Raw genomic sequence first — 20,579 nt, forward strand, 5'->3', positions numbered from 1 at the left:
GTATTCCGACGGGTCACCGAAGCAATTGCACATGCTCTGAATTCTTGCGAATTTACAAACGGAACGCAGGTGCTGTAAGTTGAAATTGCTGAATCTGATGTCAATTCAAGCATTTCACCACGATTTGCAAGGAGGGAGATCCATGTGCGCGCCGTAACGAAAATATCGCCCGACGGAGGCAAGCTGCAGCTGCCGATGCGAGCGACAATATGGAAGCGTTTCAAAAGAATGAGAAGAGGCTGGCAGCTGTATTTGCTCTTCCTGCCGCCGCTGGCATTCATCCTGCTGTTCAACTATTACCCGATGTACGGAGCTCAGATCGCCTTTAAGAACTTTATCGCAACAAAAGGAATATGGGGCAGCGAGTGGGTTGGCTTTAAACACTTCGAGGCTTTTGTCCAATCGCCCGAATTTTGGCGAGTCATGAAAAATACGCTGCTATTGAGCGTATATGCGCTGCTCGCGGGTTTTCCGTTTCCGATTATATTGGCGATCGGTTTGAACTACGTCAATCGGTCCTTCTTCAAAAGATCGGTCCAAATGATTACGTACGCGCCGCATTTTATATCCGTCGTTGTCATTGTCGGGTTAATGCTGCAGCTGCTGAATCCGCGCCTTGGCATTTTGAGCCGGGTGATGCAATCGTTTGGTTTGGATGCCGTTGATTTGATGGCGAAACCGGAATTTTTCAAGACATTATACGTCGTGTCCGATCTATGGCAAAATGTCGGCTTCGGCTGCATCATTTATTTGGCCGCGCTAACCGGCATCGATCCTTCGCTTCACGAAGCGGCCGTCGTGGACGGAGCTTCGATCGTCCGCCGCATATGGCATATCGATTTGCCCGGCATTATGCCGATTGCGATGATTTTGTTTATTTTGAGTACGGGCGGCATTTTGAGTTCGGGGTTCGAGAAGGTACTGCTCATGCAAAATCCGCTGAATCTCCGTACGTCGGAAGTGATCGACACGTATGTGTACAAGGTCGGTCTCGTCTCGGTCATTCCGAATTATTCGTATTCGACGGCCATCGGCTTGTTCAAATCGGTCGTGGGGCTCGTCCTGCTCGGCATCGTCAATCAAGTCGCCAAACGGGCGAAGCAGGAGAGCTTATGGTAAAACGAACGGAGAGATGCAAATGAACGTCAAATCGATTAGACTGTCGAACGGCGACCGGGTTTTTACGGCCATCAACTATGTTGTGCTGCTTTTATTTACGCTATCGGTGTTGTATCCGCTGCTATATGTGCTCAGCGCATCGTTCAGCTCGTCCAGCGCCGTCATGTCGGGCCGGGTTTGGCTGTGGCCGGTCGAACCTACGCTAGCAGGCTACAAAGCCGTACTGGAATACAAGTATATTTGGGTCGGCTTCGCCAATTCATTGTTTTATGCCGGTGTCGGAACGATCGTTAACGTCGTATTTACGATTATGGCGGCGTATCCGCTGTCCCGGAACGATTTTGAAGGCAGGAACGTGTTCATGATGCTGTTCGTGTTCTCCACGATGTTCAGCGGCGGCTTGATTCCGAGTTACCTGCTCGTGAAGGATCTCGGTTTGCTCGACTCCCGCTGGGCGCTTATCATTCCAAGCGCGCTGTCGGTGTGGAACGCGATCATGATGCGGACTTATTTCAAGAGCAGCATCCCGAGCGAGCTGCTGGAGGCTGCCCAAATCGACGGCAGCAGCGACATCCGGTTTGTTACGCGAATCGTGGTACCGTTATCCGGGCCGATTATTGCGGTTATCGCGTTATTTTGCGCCGTCGGTTATTGGAACCAATATTTTAGCGCAGTCATTTATTTAAGCAGCAAAGATTTGTACCCGCTCCAAGTCGTTCTGCGCGACATTCTGATCCAGAATGAGGTCAACATCTCCATGCTGTCATCAAGCATTACGGATATCGTCGAACGGAACGGCTTGCGCGAGTTGTTGAAATATTCGCTGATCGTTATTGCGTCGGCTCCGGTATTGATTGTTTACCCTTTTGTCCAGAAACATTTTGTCAAAGGCATCATGATCGGGTCATTGAAAGGTTAACTCACACATGTAAAGGGGACGGTTATCTTGAAAAGATTAGGTTCACTGCTGCTTGTTTGTCTATTCGCGATCACGCTGGTGCTTGCAGGATGCACCAAATCCGTGGACGATTCCGATAAAGCCGCGGAGTCGCAAAAGGGCGCTAATCATGAAGATACAAGCGGGGACAAGAAGGATGCTGCAACAACGGATGATGCAGCCGTTTCGCCGGCAGGCGAATATCCGATCGTCAAAGATAAAATCACGCTGAAGGTGATGGCGTCCGAGCGCACCAGCGTTGAAGACATGGCGACGAACGAGTTCACGAAGGAACTGGAAGAGAAAACGAACATCCACATCGAGTGGACGATCGTGCCGCAAAAAAACGTGGCCGAAAAGCTCAATCTGATGCTCGTTAGCGGCGAATATCCCGACGTGCTGATCGGCATGGGCGTGAACAAAACGCAAGAGGTCATTTATGGCGGGCAAGGCGTGTTCCTCCCGTTAAACGACATGATCGAGAAATACGGCGTGGAGACGAAAAAGCTGATGGAGACGCTGCCGTTGTTCAAGGAAACGATCAGCTCGCCGGACGGCAACGTTTATTCGCTGCCTAAGGTGAATCAATGCTTCCACTGCACGATGCCGCAGAAGCTCTGGATCTACCAGCCGTGGCTGGATAAGCTGGGCCTAAGCATGCCGACAACGACGGATGAGTTCTATAACGTATTGAAGGCGTTTAAGGAGAAAGACCCGAACGGCAACGGCAAGCCCGACGAAATTCCGTTCGCTTCCTCGAACGCGACGAACGGCTGGTTTACCGGCGTCGACGATTTCCTGATGAACTCGTTTATCTACAATAATAAGACGAACTCGGGCAGCATGATCATGAATGGCGATAAAATCGATATCGTCTACGACAAGCCGGAATGGAAGGAAGGTCTTAAGTATCTCCGCAAGCTGTACCAGGACGGCTTGCTTGCTCCGGAATCACTCACGCAGGACAAAAACCAGTTGATGGCGATCGGCAACAATCCGGGCGATGTGCTGCTGGGTGTATCGCCGGGTGGGTTCGAAGGCGAATTTATTTCGCTGGGTGAAGACAACAACAAGCGATGGTTGGGCTACAAGGCCGTTCCGCCGCTTAAAGGACCAAACGGCGTGCAGCTAGCTGCCTATAATCCGATTTCCTACTATACGGGGGAATTCGTCATTACCAAATCGGCCAAAAACCCCGAAGCCGCATTCCGGTTGGCGGATATGCTGTATACTTGGGACAATACGATGCGTTTGTCGAGAGGCAAAGAAGGCGATACGTGGGAAAAAGCGAAAGAAGGCGACATCGGCATCAACGGCCAGCCGGCCAAATGGGCGCCGATCGTTGATCCGAACCGTCCGAAAACGCAAAATACGTATTGGGAAGAGCTCGGTCCGATCAACCTGTCCGACGATTTTCGCTTGAGCCAGAAGGCGGTAGGCCCGGAAGACCTCGAAGTCATTCTGTATACGGAAACGAAGCAGAAATACGAGCCATACAAACCGGACGTCAGCATCATCGTACCTCCGCTCGTCTTCACGGAAGAGCAGGCCGGGGAGCTTGCCGGATTGCAAAAATCGTTCGACGATTACCGCACCGAGATGGTCGCCCGTTTCGTCACCGGCGACGCGGATCTTGACAAGGATTGGGACAGCTACGTGCAGACGTTAAAGGATATGAAGCTGAGCCGATTACTCGAGATTTATCAGCAAGCTTACGACGCGACCAAGAAATAACGAACCCTTGGCCCTGGGATGAGGCGTTAGGGGGAACCAAGATCGCTGGACCGGTTAGAGCCGGTTCCGGCGTTTTTGTTTTTGTAAAGGAACGGAGAGAGGCAAATAACGGTATACGAAAAAGGGTTGGACGGGGATTATCCCTATCCAACCCTTCAGTTTAGTTATCGTTATCGTTACCGTTACCGTTACCGTTACCGTTACCATTACCATTACCATTACCATTACCATTACCATTACCATTACCATTACCATTACCATTACCATTACCATTACCATTACCATTCCCGTTGCCGGAGTCTTTTTCCAATACGATTCTCGGTTGTACCTCTGAAGTGAAATAGATCTCCCATTCGTTCAGCGCATAGGCTTCCGAGCCCCAATACGATGCGGCCGTTATGGCAAGCCGTACGCCGAGCTTATTGTTCTGGACAGGGATGGATACATCGATCCGTTCTTTCTCCGCAGCGGCAATGGTGGTGTAACTGAAATATTTCGGCGTAGGGAACACCGGCGCCCACGTTGTGCCGTCAACCGTCGTTTCGATATTGTATCGATGAATGCCCCAGGCTTGCGCGAATTGCGTAAAAAATCTTAGTGTATCGAACGTTTGAGGCGCATTCCAGTTTAACGTTATATAATACGTGATCGGTTTGCCGTCAGGCGTATAAAACCGTCTTTGTTCGATTCCGTCGACGGTCTCCCACGGCTGGGAAATGGCATCATCGATATAACCGTCAAAATCATATCGGATTTTCGAAATGAAAAACGTATTTTTGTTCCCGTCGTTTATTTTCGACGGCGCTTTTTCTTCGGATTTGTGCTCGCCGAAGGCGTAGTTCCAACCCGTCTTCGTTTGCACATAATCCGGAGTGATGGCATTATCCGCCGATGCTGTTGCCTGCAAGGCCATATTATCCGACAACCGGGTGATCTTGAATACATAATTTTTGGATACGCCATGATTTGTCGCCGTAATCGTGACGGTATTCAGCCCGATGCCCGGAAAAACCGTGACCTTGCCGTTTTTTTTCAGTTTCGTGCCGTTGACGGTAATTTTAGTGTTTGCATAACGTGCCGCAGGCTTGAGCGTAATGACTTCGGTGTCACGGGCAATTTCAATGTTGTAAGCGGTCAAATATGGAGCGAATTCCCGGTTCAATTGACCACCCGTAACGATGACATCAGCCAACTCATTTTGCTTGGAAGGATCCGTATTGCTGTAAACTCGGAACGCATCCAGCACAAGGAAGCTTTTGTTCGTTCCGTCTTTGTTCTGATTGAGCGTATTTTCCTTGTTCACGATCTTTATCGTATGGGGGCCGTCGGCCAAGTTCATTTTTGTATAAATCGGATAAAATCGATAAAGGACATCCTCATGGGCGTCTATCGTTTGGTCGAGCACGCCGTCGATATATATTTCGACTTTCCCCATGCTTCTGTTCTTCTCGCCGTAAACTTGAACGCCATAGCCATAGAAGCTGAGCTCCGCATAGTCGCCGTCGACTTTGGTTGTGCTTACGTCATCTTCGTAAGAGCCGTCGGCTTTGGTCGTATTCGGGCTTCCGTTATAGCTAAGGTTCGGATAAGCAACCTTGTTCCAGCCCGATCCGCCATACGTCACTCTGGCATCGCTATCGTTAATCAATTCACTGCCGGCAACAACCTCCTTATACGGCTTGGCGGACTGTGGTATACTGCCGACCGGTTGCCCGGCGGCCGCTTTGACCAAATAATCATGCAGCGTTTTGATGTAATCGACATCCAGCGTATATTTCGTCCTTGACTGCACGGCCGTATTCAAGATCTCATAGGCAAGCGCCGAATTCCGGCGTTTGAGTATGCTGAACAGCTCATATTCCTCAATGCCGTCTCTTTGGGCTTCGTACCTCAGGGAGCTTTTGACCGTTTTGTGCTTGGCGTCGGGATACACCTCGTAGGTATCCCCATAATATTCACCGTCCCACCAAGCATTCCATGCCCAGTTCAAATAACCGGTCATATCGTTTCGGCTGAAATCCCAGAACACCAGCCTGCTGGTTAAGGTCGGTTGATTCGTTAGCCTGTTGAGCTCTTTGTCCGAACCCAGACTATAAGCCCATTTTTCCTTTCCTTTGGATACATTCTGCTGAGCCCACGTATCAAATGAATTTTTGGCCAAGTAATATTCCTTCATTTCAGGAACATACGTATCGACAATGTCCGGATAAAAATAAGCAAGCCCCGCATCGCTTATTTTGAGTTTAGGCGCCACTTGTTTGGACAGTTTGGCCACATAGGACCACCATGGCAGCGAACCCGGTCTTGCCTCGCTGGGCTCGTCAAAAATATGCGAGTACCACGGATACGGATCAAGCCAGCCCTTTTCTTCAAGATGCGCATAAATCGCCGATAGATAGTTGGTTACGAATCGGTCGATATTCGGAAATGCGCCTGCATCGATCGTGCCGTCGGCGCGGATCAAAGTTTTGTCATATGTTGTCCAGTGTTCGCCGGTATCTGCGATCAGATTGATTTTATCGACCAGATGATCCAACGCAAAGCGGGTTACGCCATGATCGATAAATATTTGCATATAACGATCGAATTCCTTCCAGTCTTCGGCGGGGATGACCGGCGGCGTAGCGCCCGTAAAACTGTTCAAGGTGTAACCGTGGTCGGACAAGAAGGTCATCGGCTTCATCATATGCATTGTCGACCTGTATTCCTCCAAGTTTTGGGCGAAGCTTTCGATGATGGCCCACCAGTCTTCGCTATATTTTTCCGGGCCGTAATATTGGTTGATATAGTCGGTTTTGTCGCGAGTATGGCCGTAAATCGCCGTCCAATTGTAGGTCGTTAGCGTTGAATCCTTAATGTCCGGAACGGATACGTTGAAGACTTCGGCCTGTACTGCAAACGTATAATCCCCATGCGAAGTTTTCAGCGTGACCGTGCCGGTGTACTTGCCGGCAGCTGTGTCTTTCGGCGCATACAAAGTGAAGAAAATCGGCTGTGTCGTGTTCGCATTCACATCAATCGACTGTTCATTGGATATCGGGTCCGGCAATTGGTCGACGAACGAACCCGGGTACAGATTGGTCGTATCGGGGTTGGCAACATAGTTGAACTCACTCGGCAGAGCGGATTCGGGAACGCGATATTCGGGAAACCCGTATTTGAAGTGTTCACTGCCGATCACCGCCGATCCGTTCGCAAGACCACTGAATTCCACCCCGTAAATGCTGAAATCACGATTGCTTCTGATCGCAATTTGGGCGCTCTCATATTCGTGTTTGGCCATGACGAATTCAAAACGATCGGTGTTCGCATCATCCGGCTTCGTATCCGCTTGATAAATCGGCTGCAATGCGTTCACGGTCCAAACATCTGTATCTGCCGTATCCGTAATATGTAGGTACAGCGTTTTCTCCGCATAGGCGAGCGGCGACATGCTGTTGGTCGCCTTGATGACCGCCGAATAATCTCCCGCTGCAGCCGGAGTCGTCCAGCGGATCGTGCCCGTCGTTGCGTCAATGGTCATGCTCTCCGGAGCATCGGTAAGCGAATAAACGATCGGGGTATGATTCGCGCTAGCCTCGACCGTGAAGCTGACGGTCGTGTTTTTCAGAAACGTTTTGCTGCTTGCCGAATCCGCAAACACAGGTTTGCTGTACTCGGGATTATTGTAGATCTCCAGTTCGTTCAGCCAATAACTCCGGCCGGGCGCTTGCCCCCAGTTCGTATCGGGTGCAGTCAGAATAACGATGCGCGCGCTTACAATATCTCTTTGCTCCGGCAGTTTCACCCGGATCGTCTCCGTGAAATGGTTAGGATTCGGCCTGCCGCTGAAATTATAAAATGAATAAGTCCAGTTCAACTTCTGTGCGGTATCAAAAAGCTTCGTCCAAGTCACACGATCTTTCGTCACTTCAATATTGTAATTCTGGATGCTCTTCTGGTTGCCGAAGTCCGCGGTAAATACGATCTCGTTGAAGTTTTGCGGAGCATCCCAGTTCAGGGTCAAATCATGCGGCTTGTCAGCGGAAGGTTCCCCGCCCATGTCGGTATTGATTTTCGATACGAAAAACGTGGTCGGATCGCCGTCAATGAGTTTTTCCGGAGAATTGTTCAGATACGTCGTTCCATCCGGGTACCAGTAGGGCTCGCCCGCCTGTCTTTGATAATAATTGGCCGGCATACTGTAGTCGGAGGTCAGCTTATCTGGCGTGTCGATGGAGCTTGCCAACGACGCAACATTGACCATTGCCGATATCGTCAAGGAGAGAGGTTGATAAGCAAAAGCGCCTGTCGTTGGATCCGTTGCCTTGACCGTTATAGTATAGTCTCCGGCCAGCTCAACAGTAGGATTGACGATCGAGATTTCTCCCGTCGCCGAATCAATGGCCGCCCAGGAAGGCGTTCCGTCCGCGAGCGAATATTCAGCGGATTGTCCGTTCCATGCAGTGGCATGGACTGCAAATTTCGTTGTTCGCAAGACCGGAGCCGTTTTACGGTTTATAGGATCAAAATATGGGGGAGCGTTATGGTTCTCCTCGAAGAAAAGCTCGAGTTCATTTAGCGCGTAATCCCCGTTGGCAGCCTCCGTATATACGCTGTAAATTGCGATTCTTGCCCCGATGACTTGTTCTTGCGTATCGAAATCCACTTTAATTCTTTCAAGAACAGGGCTGTTCGTATCGTCGAGATAGCGCTTCCAATTCAGGGTTTGAGGGCTAGGAAACAGAGGAACCCAAGTTACCCCGTCAACCGTTGTTTCAATATTGTATTCCTTGATTCCCCTTGCCTTGGCATATTTGGTCGTAAATACAGCCGTGTTGAAGGTTTGGGCTTGATTCCAGCCTAACGTGATATAGCGCGGTCCGTCCTCGAAACTAACACCTTTTTTGGAGATGAAATAACTTGATGGGCTGCCGTCGATGATCTTGGCCGGACTATTATCCGTTTCGTTCACGCCAAATGGATACCAATTTGCGCTCCATTGCGCATCCCAATACTGAAAAGTCGGAGTTGCCGTAAGCTTGTCGTCGGCGTCCACAAAACTCGCCAGCTTTGCGATATTTTCCGGAGACGCGGCTGGCGCCTCCATGTCCGACGCATACCCTGCAGGGATGCAGCCAAACATCAGAATCAGGGTACATAAAAATGCAATCAAGCTTTTGGTTTTTGCCATTCTTTATCCTCCCTTTGTTGGTTCATAAAGCGCTTTATTGATGGTTTGCCCAGGCATTTTCACTCTATCACCGGACGTCATTCATGTAAATTTGCATTACTTTGAGCGTATGCAATACTTCATAAAGCGGACATGCCGAGCGGCAGGGAGATCAGCTGAAACCGTTGCGGGGCAAGGATCTAGCCCTTTCAGAGTTGGATGCATGCGTTTTTCGGGAAGGCTGATAACAAAGCGCAACGCGGACATGCCGAAGGAAATCATACGTCGACAATGGTCAATGCACTGAACGGAAAATCATCATTGTGGATGCGATTCGATATGGTGTATAATAATAAGAATTGAACTGCAAATCATGAAAGCAATGACGAGGAGAAGTAGGCGTGTACTGATGCTTCAGAGAGCCGGTGGGTGGTGCGAACCGGTGCAGAGGCTTGCCGAATGGACCTTGGAGCTTCAAGCAGAACAGATGATTGCCATGTTACCGTGTTCGCCGAATCATCGGAGACACGCGGCTGTTACGGCGAACTTGTCTTATTATGCAGAACGGCCGTTCCCCGTTACGGAACGAGAAGGTTTGTCGCATCGTTGGCCTTGGTTTTCGTGACCTGGCATTAACCGGCTGCGGCGAACAAATTAGGGTGGCACCACGGTCTCTCGTCCCTTGCGGCGGGAGGCCTTTTTTGCGTTCAAATTCGTCTGCTCGCCAGACCGACCTTTGAGGAGGAAATCAAGATGAAGAAAGTATTATCGGGCATTCAGCCGAGCGGTCAATTGACAATCGGCAACTACATCGGAGCGATGCAAAATTTCGTCAAGCTGCAGCACAGTCATCAGTGCTTCTTTATGGTTGTCGACCTGCACGCCATTACCGTGCCGCAGGAGCCGGCAGCGCTTCGCGAGCAATCGGAAGCGGTCGCCGCGCTGTTCGTTGCGGCAGGCATCGATCCTGCCAAAGCAAGCATCTTTATGCAATCGCATGTCACCGCTCATGCGGAGCTCGGATGGATCATGTCAACCTTGTCGTATATGGGCGAGCTGGAGCGCATGACCCAATTCAAGGACAAATCGTCCGGCAAAGAATCCGTCGGAACCGGATTATTCATCTATCCGGCGCTCATGGCCGCGGACATTCTCGTATACAATGCGGACCTTGTGCCGGTCGGCGACGATCAGAAGCAGCACCTGGAGCTGACGCGCGACCTTGCGCAGCGCTTCAATCAAAGATTCGGCGAGCAATTTACGATTCCGGAGCCTTACATTCCGCAAATTGGCGCACGCATCATGTCGCTTGACGACGCATCGAAGAAGATGAGCAAGAGCAACCCGAACGCAGGGAGCTTTATCGCGCTGCTCGACAGTCCTGACGTCATTCGCAAAAAAATTAGCCGGGCGACAACGGACTCCGGCCGTGAAGTGAAATATGATCCGGCGAATAAACCGGAAGTCAGCAACTTGCTAAGCATCTATTCGCATTGCGCGAACATACCTGTTGCCGAAATCGAAGCCAAATACGAGGGACAAGGCTACGGTCAATTCAAGAAGGACTTGGCTGAACAAGTCGTGGCTATGATCGAGCCGCTTCAAACGCGCTATCGCGAAATTCGCGCATCCGGCGAAATTCACGATATTCTTCGCCGGGGTGCGGAACAGGCATCCGAAGTGGCGGATGAAACGGTTCGCCAAGTGAAAGAGAAAATGGGTTTTTTGCCTAGAAGATAGAAGTCGAATGGTTAAGGTTATTGATTTCCGTCCTGCTTGCGGTTCATCCTCGCTTTCACGATAAAGCCCGCACCCGTATTGACTACGGCGGCGACTACGAACAGCGCAACCAAGAGCGGGCTCCGGTAGCTGAGCGAGACTGCTATACCGATCATAAACAAGGTCGTGACGATTGCAAATAACAGAGATAATGATTTGGTCAATGGAAACACCTCGAAAACGTTTTTAAAGTCATATGAATAATACGATCTCCATCGTTGCATAATAAGTTTGCAAGCTTGCAAATACATCAGATTGCAGATTGAAAGGAGATAATACGTATGGCAGCAGGTCAATCTCGCAGCAGCAATCAATTGGTGGTACCTCAAGCAAATCAAGCATTGGATCAATTGAAGTATGAAATTGCTCAAGAGCTTGGCATTCAAATTCCGCAAGACGGCTATATGGGTTATATGGCTACTCGCGATACAGGCGCAATCGGGGGCCACATCACTCGCCGCCTTGTGCAAATTGCAGAGCAATCCATCGCCGGACAAGCATCCCGTTAATATAAGGTCGAACCAAGCCCAAGGATTTCTTGGGCTTGGTTTGTTTCCGGGGGCAACGGGCAAAGAACCAAAAAAGGAGCGGGTCAATAGGTATTGACCCGCAGTTTTTTCTCCAATCGCGTATCGCTAAGCCAACCGACATAAGAATCCAGCGTGTTGTAATCGTGATCCAGAAGCAATACGGCGACGAACGGATATTGTTTGCGGTGCCTGTACCGGACGTCGGCCCAGCGGACTTCGTAACCCCATGCGTGCTTGCGCAGCTCGGCGCAGGCGAAGGAGGAGAAGTACAAGAAGGAAGCGATGTCGGGATCTTTTTTGGATGCCTCGACTGCTGGATGGCTGGCGCACTCCGCATTGTCGATCCACCGCAACTGACCGTTCCGCAAATCGCCGACCGTAAATCCGCCGCCGAGCCGCCGTTTTTTGACGACGTTCCAATGATACAGCGAGATCGTCGGAATTAGGAAATATCGTTCGCCTCGTTCGAACGTTTCGTCTTTCATCGGCAGCTGCCGTTCCAGAGCGTAATGGACGGCCGTTCTCCAAACATAATAAACGACGAGCAGCGAATACAAGATGACGAATATGGTTGCCGGTTTCGCCAAGTGAAGCGCCCAGCACAGTATGGCGATCACATGCGAAATGAAAATAATGGGATCGAAAATATGGATAATGTTCCACGAAACCCATTTTTTCGTAAAAGGGCGCAGCGCCTGTGTCCCATAGGCATTGAACATATCGGTAAATACGTGAATGCATACTGCGGCGAGAACCCATAAGCCGACATGCAGAAGCGGTAAATCCCTGAAGCTAAGCGATAAAGCGAACGTAATGAGCAAGGTCCAAATCGCGATGGCCGGAATGGAGTGCGACGCCCCGCGGTGATTGCGGATATAGGCGGCGTTGCCCCTAACCCGGATCAAGTTGTCCAAATCCGGTGCCTGCGAGCCAAGCAGCGTACCGATTAATACGGCGGTGGATACCGTCGTATCCGAAGCGACGACAGGATCGATAAAAGCGAGTCCTGCCAAGCCGAAGCCCATAACGAGGTGTGTGCCTGTGTCCAATGTTTGTGCCTCCTAAAGGATTCGCTTGGTTTTCCGAAGGAAAACCTGCTTTGCTTGCAAGGAATTGCCGAAACGATTAAACGACATCACTTTGCGAAATTGCTATGGCTACAGTATCGCCGATAAAACTTATTTTAACACGTTTACCTGCAAAAGAAACGCGTCATTCGACAAAATAGGCGAAAAAAACCCCTTCGAACGTCGAAGTTCGAGGGGTTGTAACAATGCCCTTATTATCGGGGCTGAGGTTGAAGCGGATACGAATAATTCAGTGGCTCGTCAAAGGTGACATAATCCAGGTTAACCATGAGGAGCAATAATCGCTGGCCGGTTTGCGGATCACTGATAATGATATGATCTCGGCCTGCGGCTTCGACTTTGCCTTTAAATATTTTGGCGTTCCATTGGGAGTTGTTTTCGTACGTCATGTAGAACGTTCCGATTTTGCCGAGATTGAGTCGCAAAATGTTCTCGATGTAAGATTGTTCCATCGGAAGCCCGGAGGGTGCGGCGAAGCCCGGCACGCCGACGCCCGGAACGGAAGGAGGGGTGACGGGGCCTGGCGTGGCCATCGGCATCGACATCGGCATCGGCATCGGAGCCATAGGGGTCATTGGAGCCATCGGCGACATCGGCATCATGCCCATCGCCGCTTGTGAAGACATGGGGTAGGCGTATGGAGTAGGTGCCGGCAATTTTTGATTATACATAGTTTCCAATCCTTTCAATTATAAATGGTTAAGCTTAATAAGTAGTAAAAGCGCCTGGACAATCTTCGTATGTCGGCGAATAGAAGCAATGGTTTATAAGTTGCCTTTTACTCGATTGACGCCGACATTGCCTACCATCAGCATGGCGAAATCGCCTTCACCTTCGGCTTCTGCCCGCATAAGCTAGAAGCTTGGTATCCTCGGAATTCGCTCTGATGACAGCCATGGCGTGCCACTCACTTCCCTTCGCAACATAATTTTCTAGGCTGGAGCGGTTGGGCTGAAAACCACAATACAGTGTATTTGTACCGGGTTGTCTAAGTTCCTGTCGCGCCATATTTTTTTGCGAGTCTTATTAAGGTGTCAATATGATGAACAGTCTCCCCGCGACATTGTCAAAGGTGACATGCATTTGTTATGATTAGAACGATTCTTTTCAAGGAAATGAAGGAGGACCAACATAGTGGACAAACGTATGCGTTATCCGTCTGCCGCCGAGCATGCAGCGGAGTTGCCGGTACGGGGCGCTTCATGGAAAGATTTCGTGACGCTCACGAAGCCGACAATCATCCTGTGGAATCTTGTCGCGGCTTTTGGCGGTTATTGGCTTGCCTCCCGCTGGAATTTCGATTCTTTCGATACAATGGCTTTCATGCTGCTCGGAACGATGCTGACCATGGCATCTTCGACTGTCATTAACAATTATTGGGACCGCGATTTCGACATGAAAATGGCCCGCACGAGCAAACGTCCGCTACCTTCCGGCCGTTTGTCGCCAAATGTCGTATTGTGGTACGGGATCCTTCTTGGCGTTGCCGGAATCGCTATCCTGTATTGGCTCGTCAGTCCACTTTGCACGCTGCTCGGATTGATCGGCATGATCGTGTACATCGGCATTTATACGATGTGGCTGAAGCGGACTTCGACCTTAAGCACGGCGGTAGGCGCTTTGTCGGGTGCCATGCCTCCGGTTATTGGTTATTGCTCGGTCGCTGGAACGATGGATATGGGCGCGTGGTTGCTGCTTGCCATTTTATTCCTGTGGCAGCCGCCGCATTTCTGGGCGCTTGCCATTCGCCGCAAAGAGGAATACCGCGCCGCGGGATTCCCGTTGCTGCCCGTCGTGAAGGGCGTTATGCGGACGAAAGTGCAGATGATTCCGTATATCACGCTGCTGATCGTTGCTACGGTGCTGCTGTATGTTTACGAATATGTCGGCATCATTTATTTGATCTCTGCGCTCGTTCTTGGCTTGTACTGGCTGTATCTTGCCTTGTCCGGCTTTAGAGCCAAAGATACCGACAAATGGGCGTTCAAAACGTTTATGTTCTCGAATAATTATCTAGTATTGACCTTTGTTATTATGATGATCGATACGGCTCGCGGGTAAGGCGGGGCTTCCGGACGGAAAGTGAGGAATTGGGGAAATGGACGTGTTTTTGAAACGTCACTGGTTTAAGCTTGTCGTGCTGCTGCTTGTCGCTATGCTGGGCATTTATTGGCTCACGACATTAACGGGCGGCAGCAAAGTAAAGCTCGAGAATTCGGGCAAGGCCGGCGAGTTCGCGCTGACGAATGCGATGGACGGCAAAGAGGTTACGCTCCAAAGCACGCAAGGCAAGGTACGGCTCGTGTACTTTTACTTTTCTTATTGTCCCGATGTTTGCCCGCCGACGACGTTTATGTTGTCGGAGACGCAAAATTTGCTGAAAGACAAAGGCTATTTCGGCAAGGACGCGCAAATTATTTCGATCACGATCGACCCGACGCGGGATACGCCGGAACGGATTCAGAAGTGGGCCGGCAATTATAAGGCCGATCCTGCCGGTTGGCTGTTCCTGCGGGACGACGATGAGAAGAAAATTCAAGATCTGGCGAAGGACGGTTATAAGCTGTCCGTAGTGAAGGACGACAAAGGCAACTTCGGCCATATGAACTTGATCGTGCTGCTGGACCGCGACGGCAATATTCGCAAATATTTTAACGCCAACGATCCTGAAGTTACGACGCCGGAGAAAATGCTGGATGCGATGGAAAGCTTAATGGACGAGTAGATTTTCGGGGAAAAACGGGGAACAGGCTGCATGAGCTATTTTACGCATATTTTACTTTATAACGTCATTCCATTAACGGTGATGATTGCGCTCGGGGTAATCCTGCAGCGCATTTTTCATTTGGACATTAAAACGTTGTCGAAGCTGAATTTCTATCTATTCTCGCCTGCGATCATGTTCAAGCTGCTCTACGAATCCTCGGTTTCGGGGCAAGTGCTGCTGCAGGTGCTGTTGTTTTTTGTCATCTATATGCTCGTTCAATATGGAGTCATGGAAATTGTTCTGCGCATTCGGCGGTATGGGGCCGGGATGAAAAGCGCTATTCGCAACAGCGTGCTGTTCTACAATAGCGCCAATTATGCGATTCCGCTCAATCAGCTCGTATTCGTAGGCGATCCGTTTACGCTTTCGATTCAAATCATTATTATGATGATGCAAAGCCTTATCCCGAATACGTACGGGATATACAGCGTCAATGCGCATAAGGCGAACTGGCGGGAAATGGCGAGGACGATCGCTTCCATGCCGGTCATTTACGTTATCCCCTTGGCATTCCTGCTGCACGGCTTCGACATCCCGATTCCCGAGCCGATTACGATTCCGATCGACTATATCGCAAGCGGCTTTATCGCGACGGCGCTTGTCACACTTGGCGTGCAGCTCGGCAGCATGAAATGGAAGTTCCGTTGGGGAGACGTGCTGCTCGTGAACTTTTTGCGGTTGTGCCTGGGGCCGTTTCTGGGGTTTGTGGTCGTGCTGGCGATGGGGATTGAAGGGACAATGGCGAAGGCGCTCATTTTGTCTTGTGCCGTGCCGACGTCGCTGTCGAGCGTTCTGCTCGCCGTCGAGTTCGACAACGAGCCGGAGTTCGCTTCTCAAGCCGTATTTTCCTCTACGGTATTCAGTATATTTACGGTCACGCTGGTAATTTTTTTGCTGCAATAAAAAGAATCCCCAACGGCCCATTCAATCGCGGCCTGGTTTTGCCGGCAGAGTATCGGTAGGATATCGTATGTATTCCTCAAGACCAGCTTTCTCCAGCTGCTGGATTATATACTCCTCGGGTGTTCCTTCCACGCCGGCATAACCTCTGCGAGTATAAATGTGATCGGCGTCGGGGTAGATGTCACGAAGGGCGCCGCGGATTTTTTTGCCGGAAGCATCGTTGTCCATAAACAGATAGACATGCCGGTCCCCGATTTGTTGCTTCAGCTTCTCGATTTTGTCCGTGTTCGGTGTTCCGAAAGTGCAATAGATGGGAACATCTTCGTGGAGAAGCCGGCTGAGCCGTTTTTTGTCGTTTTTGCCTTCTACGATAATGACGAAATCGATGTTGCTCACCTCATGCATCATACATGTTTTGTGACGGCGCATGCCGGATACTTGTTTGTCACATTCTGGGACTTATTGTAGCCGATTTCCCGGGAAATGTCGAACGGCCTGCATAGGGCAGGCCGCTTGTTCTAGAGGATTCATTTGTATGATTCCAACACTTATACGGGACGGCTGTGCGTATACATTGTCGCTCTTTTCCAGTAGCCGGGCAGGAGCGACAAAGCCAACATCAGCACGAGGAAAGCGATAAAATACGGAGAAATGTAGGCTCGCAGCTGCCCGGCAAACAACGGACCTATAAAAGCTCCGATAGAGTATGCGATCGATAGGATGGAGAACATGCGTCCGTATCGCTCACCGCCGCTCAGAGCGATAAGCAGCGACGCGGTGGCAGGGAAGATGACCCCTTTGGCCAAACCGATCAACACCAGGGACACGTATAACGGTACCGGCCATTCGATGCTGATTCCGAAAAAAACGAGAGCAAGCGCCAAGCTGCCGAAAGCAACGCGGAAAAACGGCGAAAGTGCGTTCAGAAACAGCATGCCAAGCGTTATCAAAGCGCCGAAACTGATTAGGGAGAACATGATTCCGGTTTCGAAGATACCTTCCTCCGATCGATTCATCAGGGGCAGCTCGAAAAATAATACGCCTTGCGAACACGATACGGCAAGCGGAACGGCAAAAAAGAGCCATGGTATCGTAGTCGGAGCGGAATCGCGGTCGGAAGCGGAGCGCCGGTCCGGTTTTGTCATCGCGGCAAGCGGGATTGCGGCTGCGTCGCGGATAAAAGCGTAAGCGACGATGCCGGTTGCGATTAAGCCCCAGCCCAGCACGGTAAACGAAAGCGAAAAGCCGATCTTCGCTACGAGAAAAGCGCCTGCCGCCGGGGAAATGACCGAAGCCAGCGTATGTACGAGACCGTTGCCGGCCATGAGCTTGCCTTGATGTACCGGGTCCCGCGCAATCCGGGCGAGCAGCGACAAGCAGGCGGGAGACAAAAATGCGAGCACGAAGCCGCTGATGGAGCGAAGGACGAGCAGCTGCCATGGAGTCGTCGCATTCGCTTGCAGCAGCAGGATGATGCCGGCTGCAATCAAGCTGAGGATGATGAATAGCCTGCTGCCGTACCGATCGACGCTGTAGCCGGCCAGCATATTGCCCGGCAGATGGGTAATCGAATACATCCCCATGATGAAGCCGATAAACGAAGGCGCGGCGCCGATCGACAAGGCAAAGGGCGACAGAATCGGATATTGGGCATGCAGGTCGAAATAAGCGACGAACATGAAAACATAAAGCCAGATCGCCGTTTTCAATGAGTTTCACCACCAGGTTCGTTGAGATAGCTTGCTGGAAAAGCTGTCACTACTGATCGTACGCGGGGGTCGTCCGACATATGCCCGTTTGGGGTTATTTTGTTAGATTTACGCTGCTGTTCGTATTGTTGTATAATCATGGATAAAGCATATTGGGGAGGATATTTTAGATGAATTCGGAGCAATTGATCCAATTTTTGCAGGAAAACTGGTGGGTGCTTGCCTTGGCGGTCGTCGCGCTCATTATTGTCGTCAAAGTCGTCAAAACGGTCGTCAAATGGGTGATCGTCATCGCGATTTTGTTATTCATCGCCATCTATAGCGGCTATACGATCGATGACCTGAAGAAGATCGGCGACCAGGTCGTTGCCGGCGTTTCGGACGGAGCGGCGAAGGTCATGGCAGGCGCGGCGGAGGAAGCGGTCAAATCGATGGCTGCCGAAGCGAAGGAAGCGAAGTATACGTCCAATGCGGACGGTACGTTCACGGTCAAAACGAAGAGCTTGGAGCTGACGGGAAAGCCTAACGACACGAAGGTGACCCTCAAATATAAAGGCGAAAAGATCATGGATCTGGACATCGACGATACGATCCAAACTTTTATCGATACGGCTAAAACCAATGCCAAGTAACGATCGTCTAATTGATAGGAAAGTAAAACTGATTTACGGGAAGTGGATTTTAATATGAACCATTCGATGGACGATCCGCAGCAGCAGGAGATCAAGAAGCGGCGGCAGTTTTCGTTTCGGCTCAACTTGTTTTTCTTCAGTACGTTTTTTATATTTTCCGTCCTGATCGTACGGCTCGCCATCCTGCAATTCGTCGAGGGAGAGGAACTGAAGCAAAGCGAGAAGCTGATTAACACGAAGAGCGATCCGATTCCGCCGATCCGCGGCAATATATTGGATTCGACGGGTCATAGAATCGCTTATTCGACGCCGACGCAATCGTTGTATTACCGTCTGCCGAACGGTATTAAGGATGACGAGGCGCTGGAGTTCGCCAAGAAGCTGTCCGAAATATTCGCCAAATACGGCGAAAAGGGCAAGCCGGTCATGAAGCCGGAGGAAATACTCAAGCAGATGGACATCAACGCAACGATGAGCTACGGCTACGTTCCGCGCCGGATCAAGACCGGGCTGACGGAGGAAGAGATCGCTTACTTCATGGAGCGCCGGGACGAGTTTCCGGAGCTTGATATCGTGGAGGAAGCGCTGCGCAATTACGATACGGATACGATTGCCGTGCAACTGGTCGGCTATTTGAAGAAGTACAATTCCGCGTCGCTTGTGCTCAACAAATATAAGGACATCGAACGGCAAACGACGCAGGCTTCGGAGAACAAATATTTGCCGTTCGAGGACGTCGGCTTTGACGGTATTGAACTGATGTATCAGGATGTATTACGGGGTAAAAACGGTTTGCGAACGTTCCCGGTCAACGCGCAGAACAAAATTATCGGCGCGCCGACAATCGTGGAGCCGGAAAAGGGCGACAACCTGTATCTGACCATCAACCGCGACGTCCAGCTCAAGACCGAGCAGGCGATCGTGGATCATCTCAAGAAGATCAGAACGTCAACGATCAAGTCGGAAGCGGCACCAAATGCGAAAGCCGGCTTCGCCGTGGCGATGGAGGTGCAAACGGGCAAGGTCGTCGCCATGGCGAGCATGCCGGACTACGATCCGAACGTATGGCGGGGCGGACGCATCAGCTCCGAGGATCTGGCCGCGATTTCACCGTTTATGCTTAACGGGACGATTCGCGACGTTCCTGCGAATTACAAGGATAACAAGGAACGGGGCAAGCATCCATCGTCCCTCGTTCCATTAGGCTCGACAATGAAGCCTTTGACGGTTTTGATGGGTTTGAATGAAGGGTTAATTACGACTTCAACGCCTTATACGGACACGGGGGTTTTCGCTTTCGGATCCAAAGGTCATGAAGTGAAAATACGCAATGCTTCGAACCACGTTTATGGAAAATTGGACCCAGCCAAAGCGATACAGGTTTCTTCCAACCCCTATATGTCGATGATCGGCAACGAGCTGTATAAACGCAATGGGGATGAAGGTCTCGAAATATTGGATAAGTATTTAAAGCGGTTTGGACTTGGCGTGAAAACAAGCAGCGGTTTGCCGAACGAAAGCCCGGGTTTAGTGGAATACTTCCATGAGCGCAAAATAAGCGGAAGTGCACAATCTCCGCTCATCTATGCTTCGTTCGGTCAGCAAGGGAAATATACGGCGCTGCAACTGGCGCAGTACGCTTCCACTCTGGCCACCCGAGGCAAGCGTCCGAAACCGCAGTTTGTAGAAAAAATTGAGGATTCCAGCGGCAAACTTGTTCAAGGTTATACGACGGAAATTCTTAATGAAGTGGACTTTCCGACGAAGTATTGGGACGTCGTTCAAAAAGGGATGGAGCAGGTTCGAGTCCAAGGCTTCGATGGTTTCCCATACCGTTATGCGCGCAAAACCGGAACGTCGCAGTCGGACGTTGCCGGAAAGAAAGTCGACAACGCCGTCTTTATCGCTTACGCTCCGGCTGATAAGCCGAAGCTAGCGGTTGCCGTCGTTGTGCCGGAAGGCGAATTCGGTTCTTGGGGCGCGGCCCCGATCGCCCGCCAAATATTCGACGCTTACGATGAAGCGGTCGGCTTGACCGACAGCGGACCGAGAAAACCGCCTGTACAGAATCAAGCCGCTAACGGGACTTCAGACGGCACAACGAATGGAACGGCAGATCAGCAGCAAACCGCGACGCAATAACCAACCAATCAAAAAACCGTCTCGATCGCATTCCGATGCGTTCGAAGACGGTTTTTAATTGACTCTGTTTTGCACGTGGTAAACAAA

The 20,579-nt window shown here is 50.7% G+C and carries 16 protein-coding genes, 1 pseudogene and 1 other annotated feature; of the genes and pseudogenes, 10 read left to right on the forward strand and 7 right to left on the reverse strand.

Annotation, left to right across the window (positions count from 1 at the left end; all coding sequences use genetic code 11):
• Positions 1 to 195: 195 nt before the first annotated feature.
• From AC0LWM_RS17450 to AC0LWM_RS17460, 3 genes are read left to right on the forward strand one after another with little or no spacing between them, the layout of a single operon-like run.
• Positions 196 to 1,119 (forward strand): ABC transporter permease, encoded by a 924-nt coding sequence (locus tag AC0LWM_RS17450; RefSeq protein WP_474676445.1) that lies wholly within the window; start codon positions 196 to 198, stop codon positions 1,117 to 1,119.
• Between the two features lie 19 nt (positions 1,120 to 1,138).
• On the forward strand, positions 1,139 to 2,038 hold the full coding sequence (locus AC0LWM_RS17455) for a carbohydrate ABC transporter permease (protein ID WP_474676256.1): 900 nt from the start codon (positions 1,139 to 1,141) through the stop codon (positions 2,036 to 2,038).
• A gap of 27 nt (positions 2,039 to 2,065) precedes the next feature.
• Positions 2,066 to 3,790, forward strand: coding sequence for an ABC transporter substrate-binding protein (locus AC0LWM_RS17460; protein WP_474676257.1), 1,725 nt, complete (start codon positions 2,066 to 2,068; stop codon positions 3,788 to 3,790).
• A 160-nt stretch (positions 3,791 to 3,950) separates the two neighbouring features.
• Here AC0LWM_RS17460 and AC0LWM_RS17465 read toward each other — a convergent pair whose 3' ends face one another.
• Complete coding sequence (locus tag AC0LWM_RS17465) at positions 3,951 to 8,963, reverse strand: glycoside hydrolase domain-containing protein (RefSeq protein WP_474676258.1); 5,013 nt, start codon at positions 8,961 to 8,963, stop codon at positions 3,951 to 3,953.
• 352 nt (positions 8,964 to 9,315) lie between these two features.
• Positions 9,316 to 9,628 (forward strand) — a binding site (T-box leader).
• A 67-nt stretch (positions 9,629 to 9,695) separates the two neighbouring features.
• Here AC0LWM_RS17465 and trpS point away from each other — a divergent pair.
• Positions 9,696 to 10,682 carry a tryptophan--tRNA ligase gene (trpS, locus tag AC0LWM_RS17470; RefSeq protein WP_474676259.1) on the forward strand — a complete coding sequence of 329 codons (987 nt, stop codon included), beginning with the start codon at positions 9,696 to 9,698 and terminating at the stop codon, positions 10,680 to 10,682.
• A 17-nt stretch (positions 10,683 to 10,699) separates the two neighbouring features.
• Here trpS and AC0LWM_RS17475 read toward each other — a convergent pair whose 3' ends face one another.
• On the reverse strand, positions 10,700 to 10,885 hold the full coding sequence (locus tag AC0LWM_RS17475) for a DUF5325 family protein (RefSeq protein ID WP_474676260.1): 186 nt from the start codon (positions 10,883 to 10,885) through the stop codon (positions 10,700 to 10,702).
• A gap of 117 nt (positions 10,886 to 11,002) precedes the next feature.
• Between AC0LWM_RS17475 and AC0LWM_RS17480 the strand changes: the two genes are divergently transcribed.
• Complete coding sequence (locus tag AC0LWM_RS17480) at positions 11,003 to 11,230, forward strand: alpha/beta-type small acid-soluble spore protein (RefSeq protein WP_474676261.1); 228 nt, start codon at positions 11,003 to 11,005, stop codon at positions 11,228 to 11,230.
• An 83-nt stretch (positions 11,231 to 11,313) separates the two neighbouring features.
• Here AC0LWM_RS17480 and AC0LWM_RS17485 read toward each other — a convergent pair whose 3' ends face one another.
• From AC0LWM_RS17485 to AC0LWM_RS17495, 3 genes and pseudogenes are all read right to left on the reverse strand, one after another.
• A complete protein-coding gene (locus AC0LWM_RS17485; protein ID WP_474676262.1) occupies positions 11,314 to 12,300 on the reverse strand; it encodes a metal-dependent hydrolase in 987 nt (328 codons plus the stop codon).
• 233 nt (positions 12,301 to 12,533) lie between these two features.
• Complete coding sequence (gene gerQ / locus AC0LWM_RS17490) at positions 12,534 to 13,010, reverse strand: spore coat protein GerQ (RefSeq protein ID WP_474676263.1); 477 nt, start codon at positions 13,008 to 13,010, stop codon at positions 12,534 to 12,536.
• A 99-nt stretch (positions 13,011 to 13,109) separates the two neighbouring features.
• Positions 13,110 to 13,236: pseudogene (locus AC0LWM_RS17495) on the reverse strand (cell wall hydrolase); the annotation flags it as partial.
• A 237-nt stretch (positions 13,237 to 13,473) separates the two neighbouring features.
• Here AC0LWM_RS17495 and cyoE point away from each other — a divergent pair.
• Genes cyoE through AC0LWM_RS17510 form a run of 3 tightly spaced genes read left to right on the forward strand, consistent with a single transcriptional unit; the run spans position 13,474 to position 16,009 of the window.
• Entirely contained in the window at positions 13,474 to 14,400 is a 927-nt protein-coding gene (cyoE, locus tag AC0LWM_RS17500; RefSeq protein ID WP_474676264.1) for a heme o synthase, read from the forward strand.
• Positions 14,401 to 14,437: 37 nt separating this feature from the next.
• Positions 14,438 to 15,064 carry an SCO family protein gene (locus AC0LWM_RS17505; RefSeq protein WP_474676265.1) on the forward strand — a complete coding sequence of 209 codons (627 nt, stop codon included), beginning with the start codon at positions 14,438 to 14,440 and terminating at the stop codon, positions 15,062 to 15,064.
• Between the two features lie 30 nt (positions 15,065 to 15,094).
• Positions 15,095 to 16,009, forward strand: a complete 915-nt coding sequence (locus AC0LWM_RS17510) for an AEC family transporter (RefSeq protein ID WP_474676266.1) — start codon at positions 15,095 to 15,097, stop codon at positions 16,007 to 16,009.
• 21 nt (positions 16,010 to 16,030) lie between these two features.
• Here the strand turns inward: AC0LWM_RS17510 and AC0LWM_RS17515 are convergent, their stop codons facing one another.
• Together AC0LWM_RS17515 and AC0LWM_RS17520 are read right to left on the reverse strand one after the other, a co-directional pair.
• Complete coding sequence (locus AC0LWM_RS17515; protein ID WP_474676446.1) at positions 16,031 to 16,414, reverse strand: ribonuclease M5; 384 nt, start codon at positions 16,412 to 16,414, stop codon at positions 16,031 to 16,033.
• 143 nt (positions 16,415 to 16,557) lie between these two features.
• Positions 16,558 to 17,718, reverse strand: coding sequence for an MFS transporter (locus AC0LWM_RS17520; RefSeq protein ID WP_474676267.1), 1,161 nt, complete (start codon positions 17,716 to 17,718; stop codon positions 16,558 to 16,560).
• A gap of 170 nt (positions 17,719 to 17,888) precedes the next feature.
• On the opposite strand from AC0LWM_RS17520, the gene AC0LWM_RS17525 reads away from it, so the two are divergent.
• Both AC0LWM_RS17525 and AC0LWM_RS17530 read left to right on the forward strand, forming a co-directional pair.
• The gene (locus tag AC0LWM_RS17525; RefSeq protein ID WP_474676268.1) at positions 17,889 to 18,350 is read left to right on the forward strand and encodes a hypothetical protein; all 462 of its coding nucleotides are present in this window, start codon (positions 17,889 to 17,891) and stop codon (positions 18,348 to 18,350) included.
• Positions 18,351 to 18,404: 54 nt separating this feature from the next.
• Positions 18,405 to 20,492: a peptidoglycan D,D-transpeptidase FtsI family protein gene (locus tag AC0LWM_RS17530; RefSeq protein WP_474676269.1), complete on the forward strand. Its 2,088-nt coding sequence runs from the start codon at positions 18,405 to 18,407 to the stop codon at positions 20,490 to 20,492.
• The last annotated feature ends 87 nt before the right edge of the window (positions 20,493 to 20,579 follow it).

It is taken from the genome of Paenibacillus sp. sgz302148 (genome assembly GCF_056120465.1).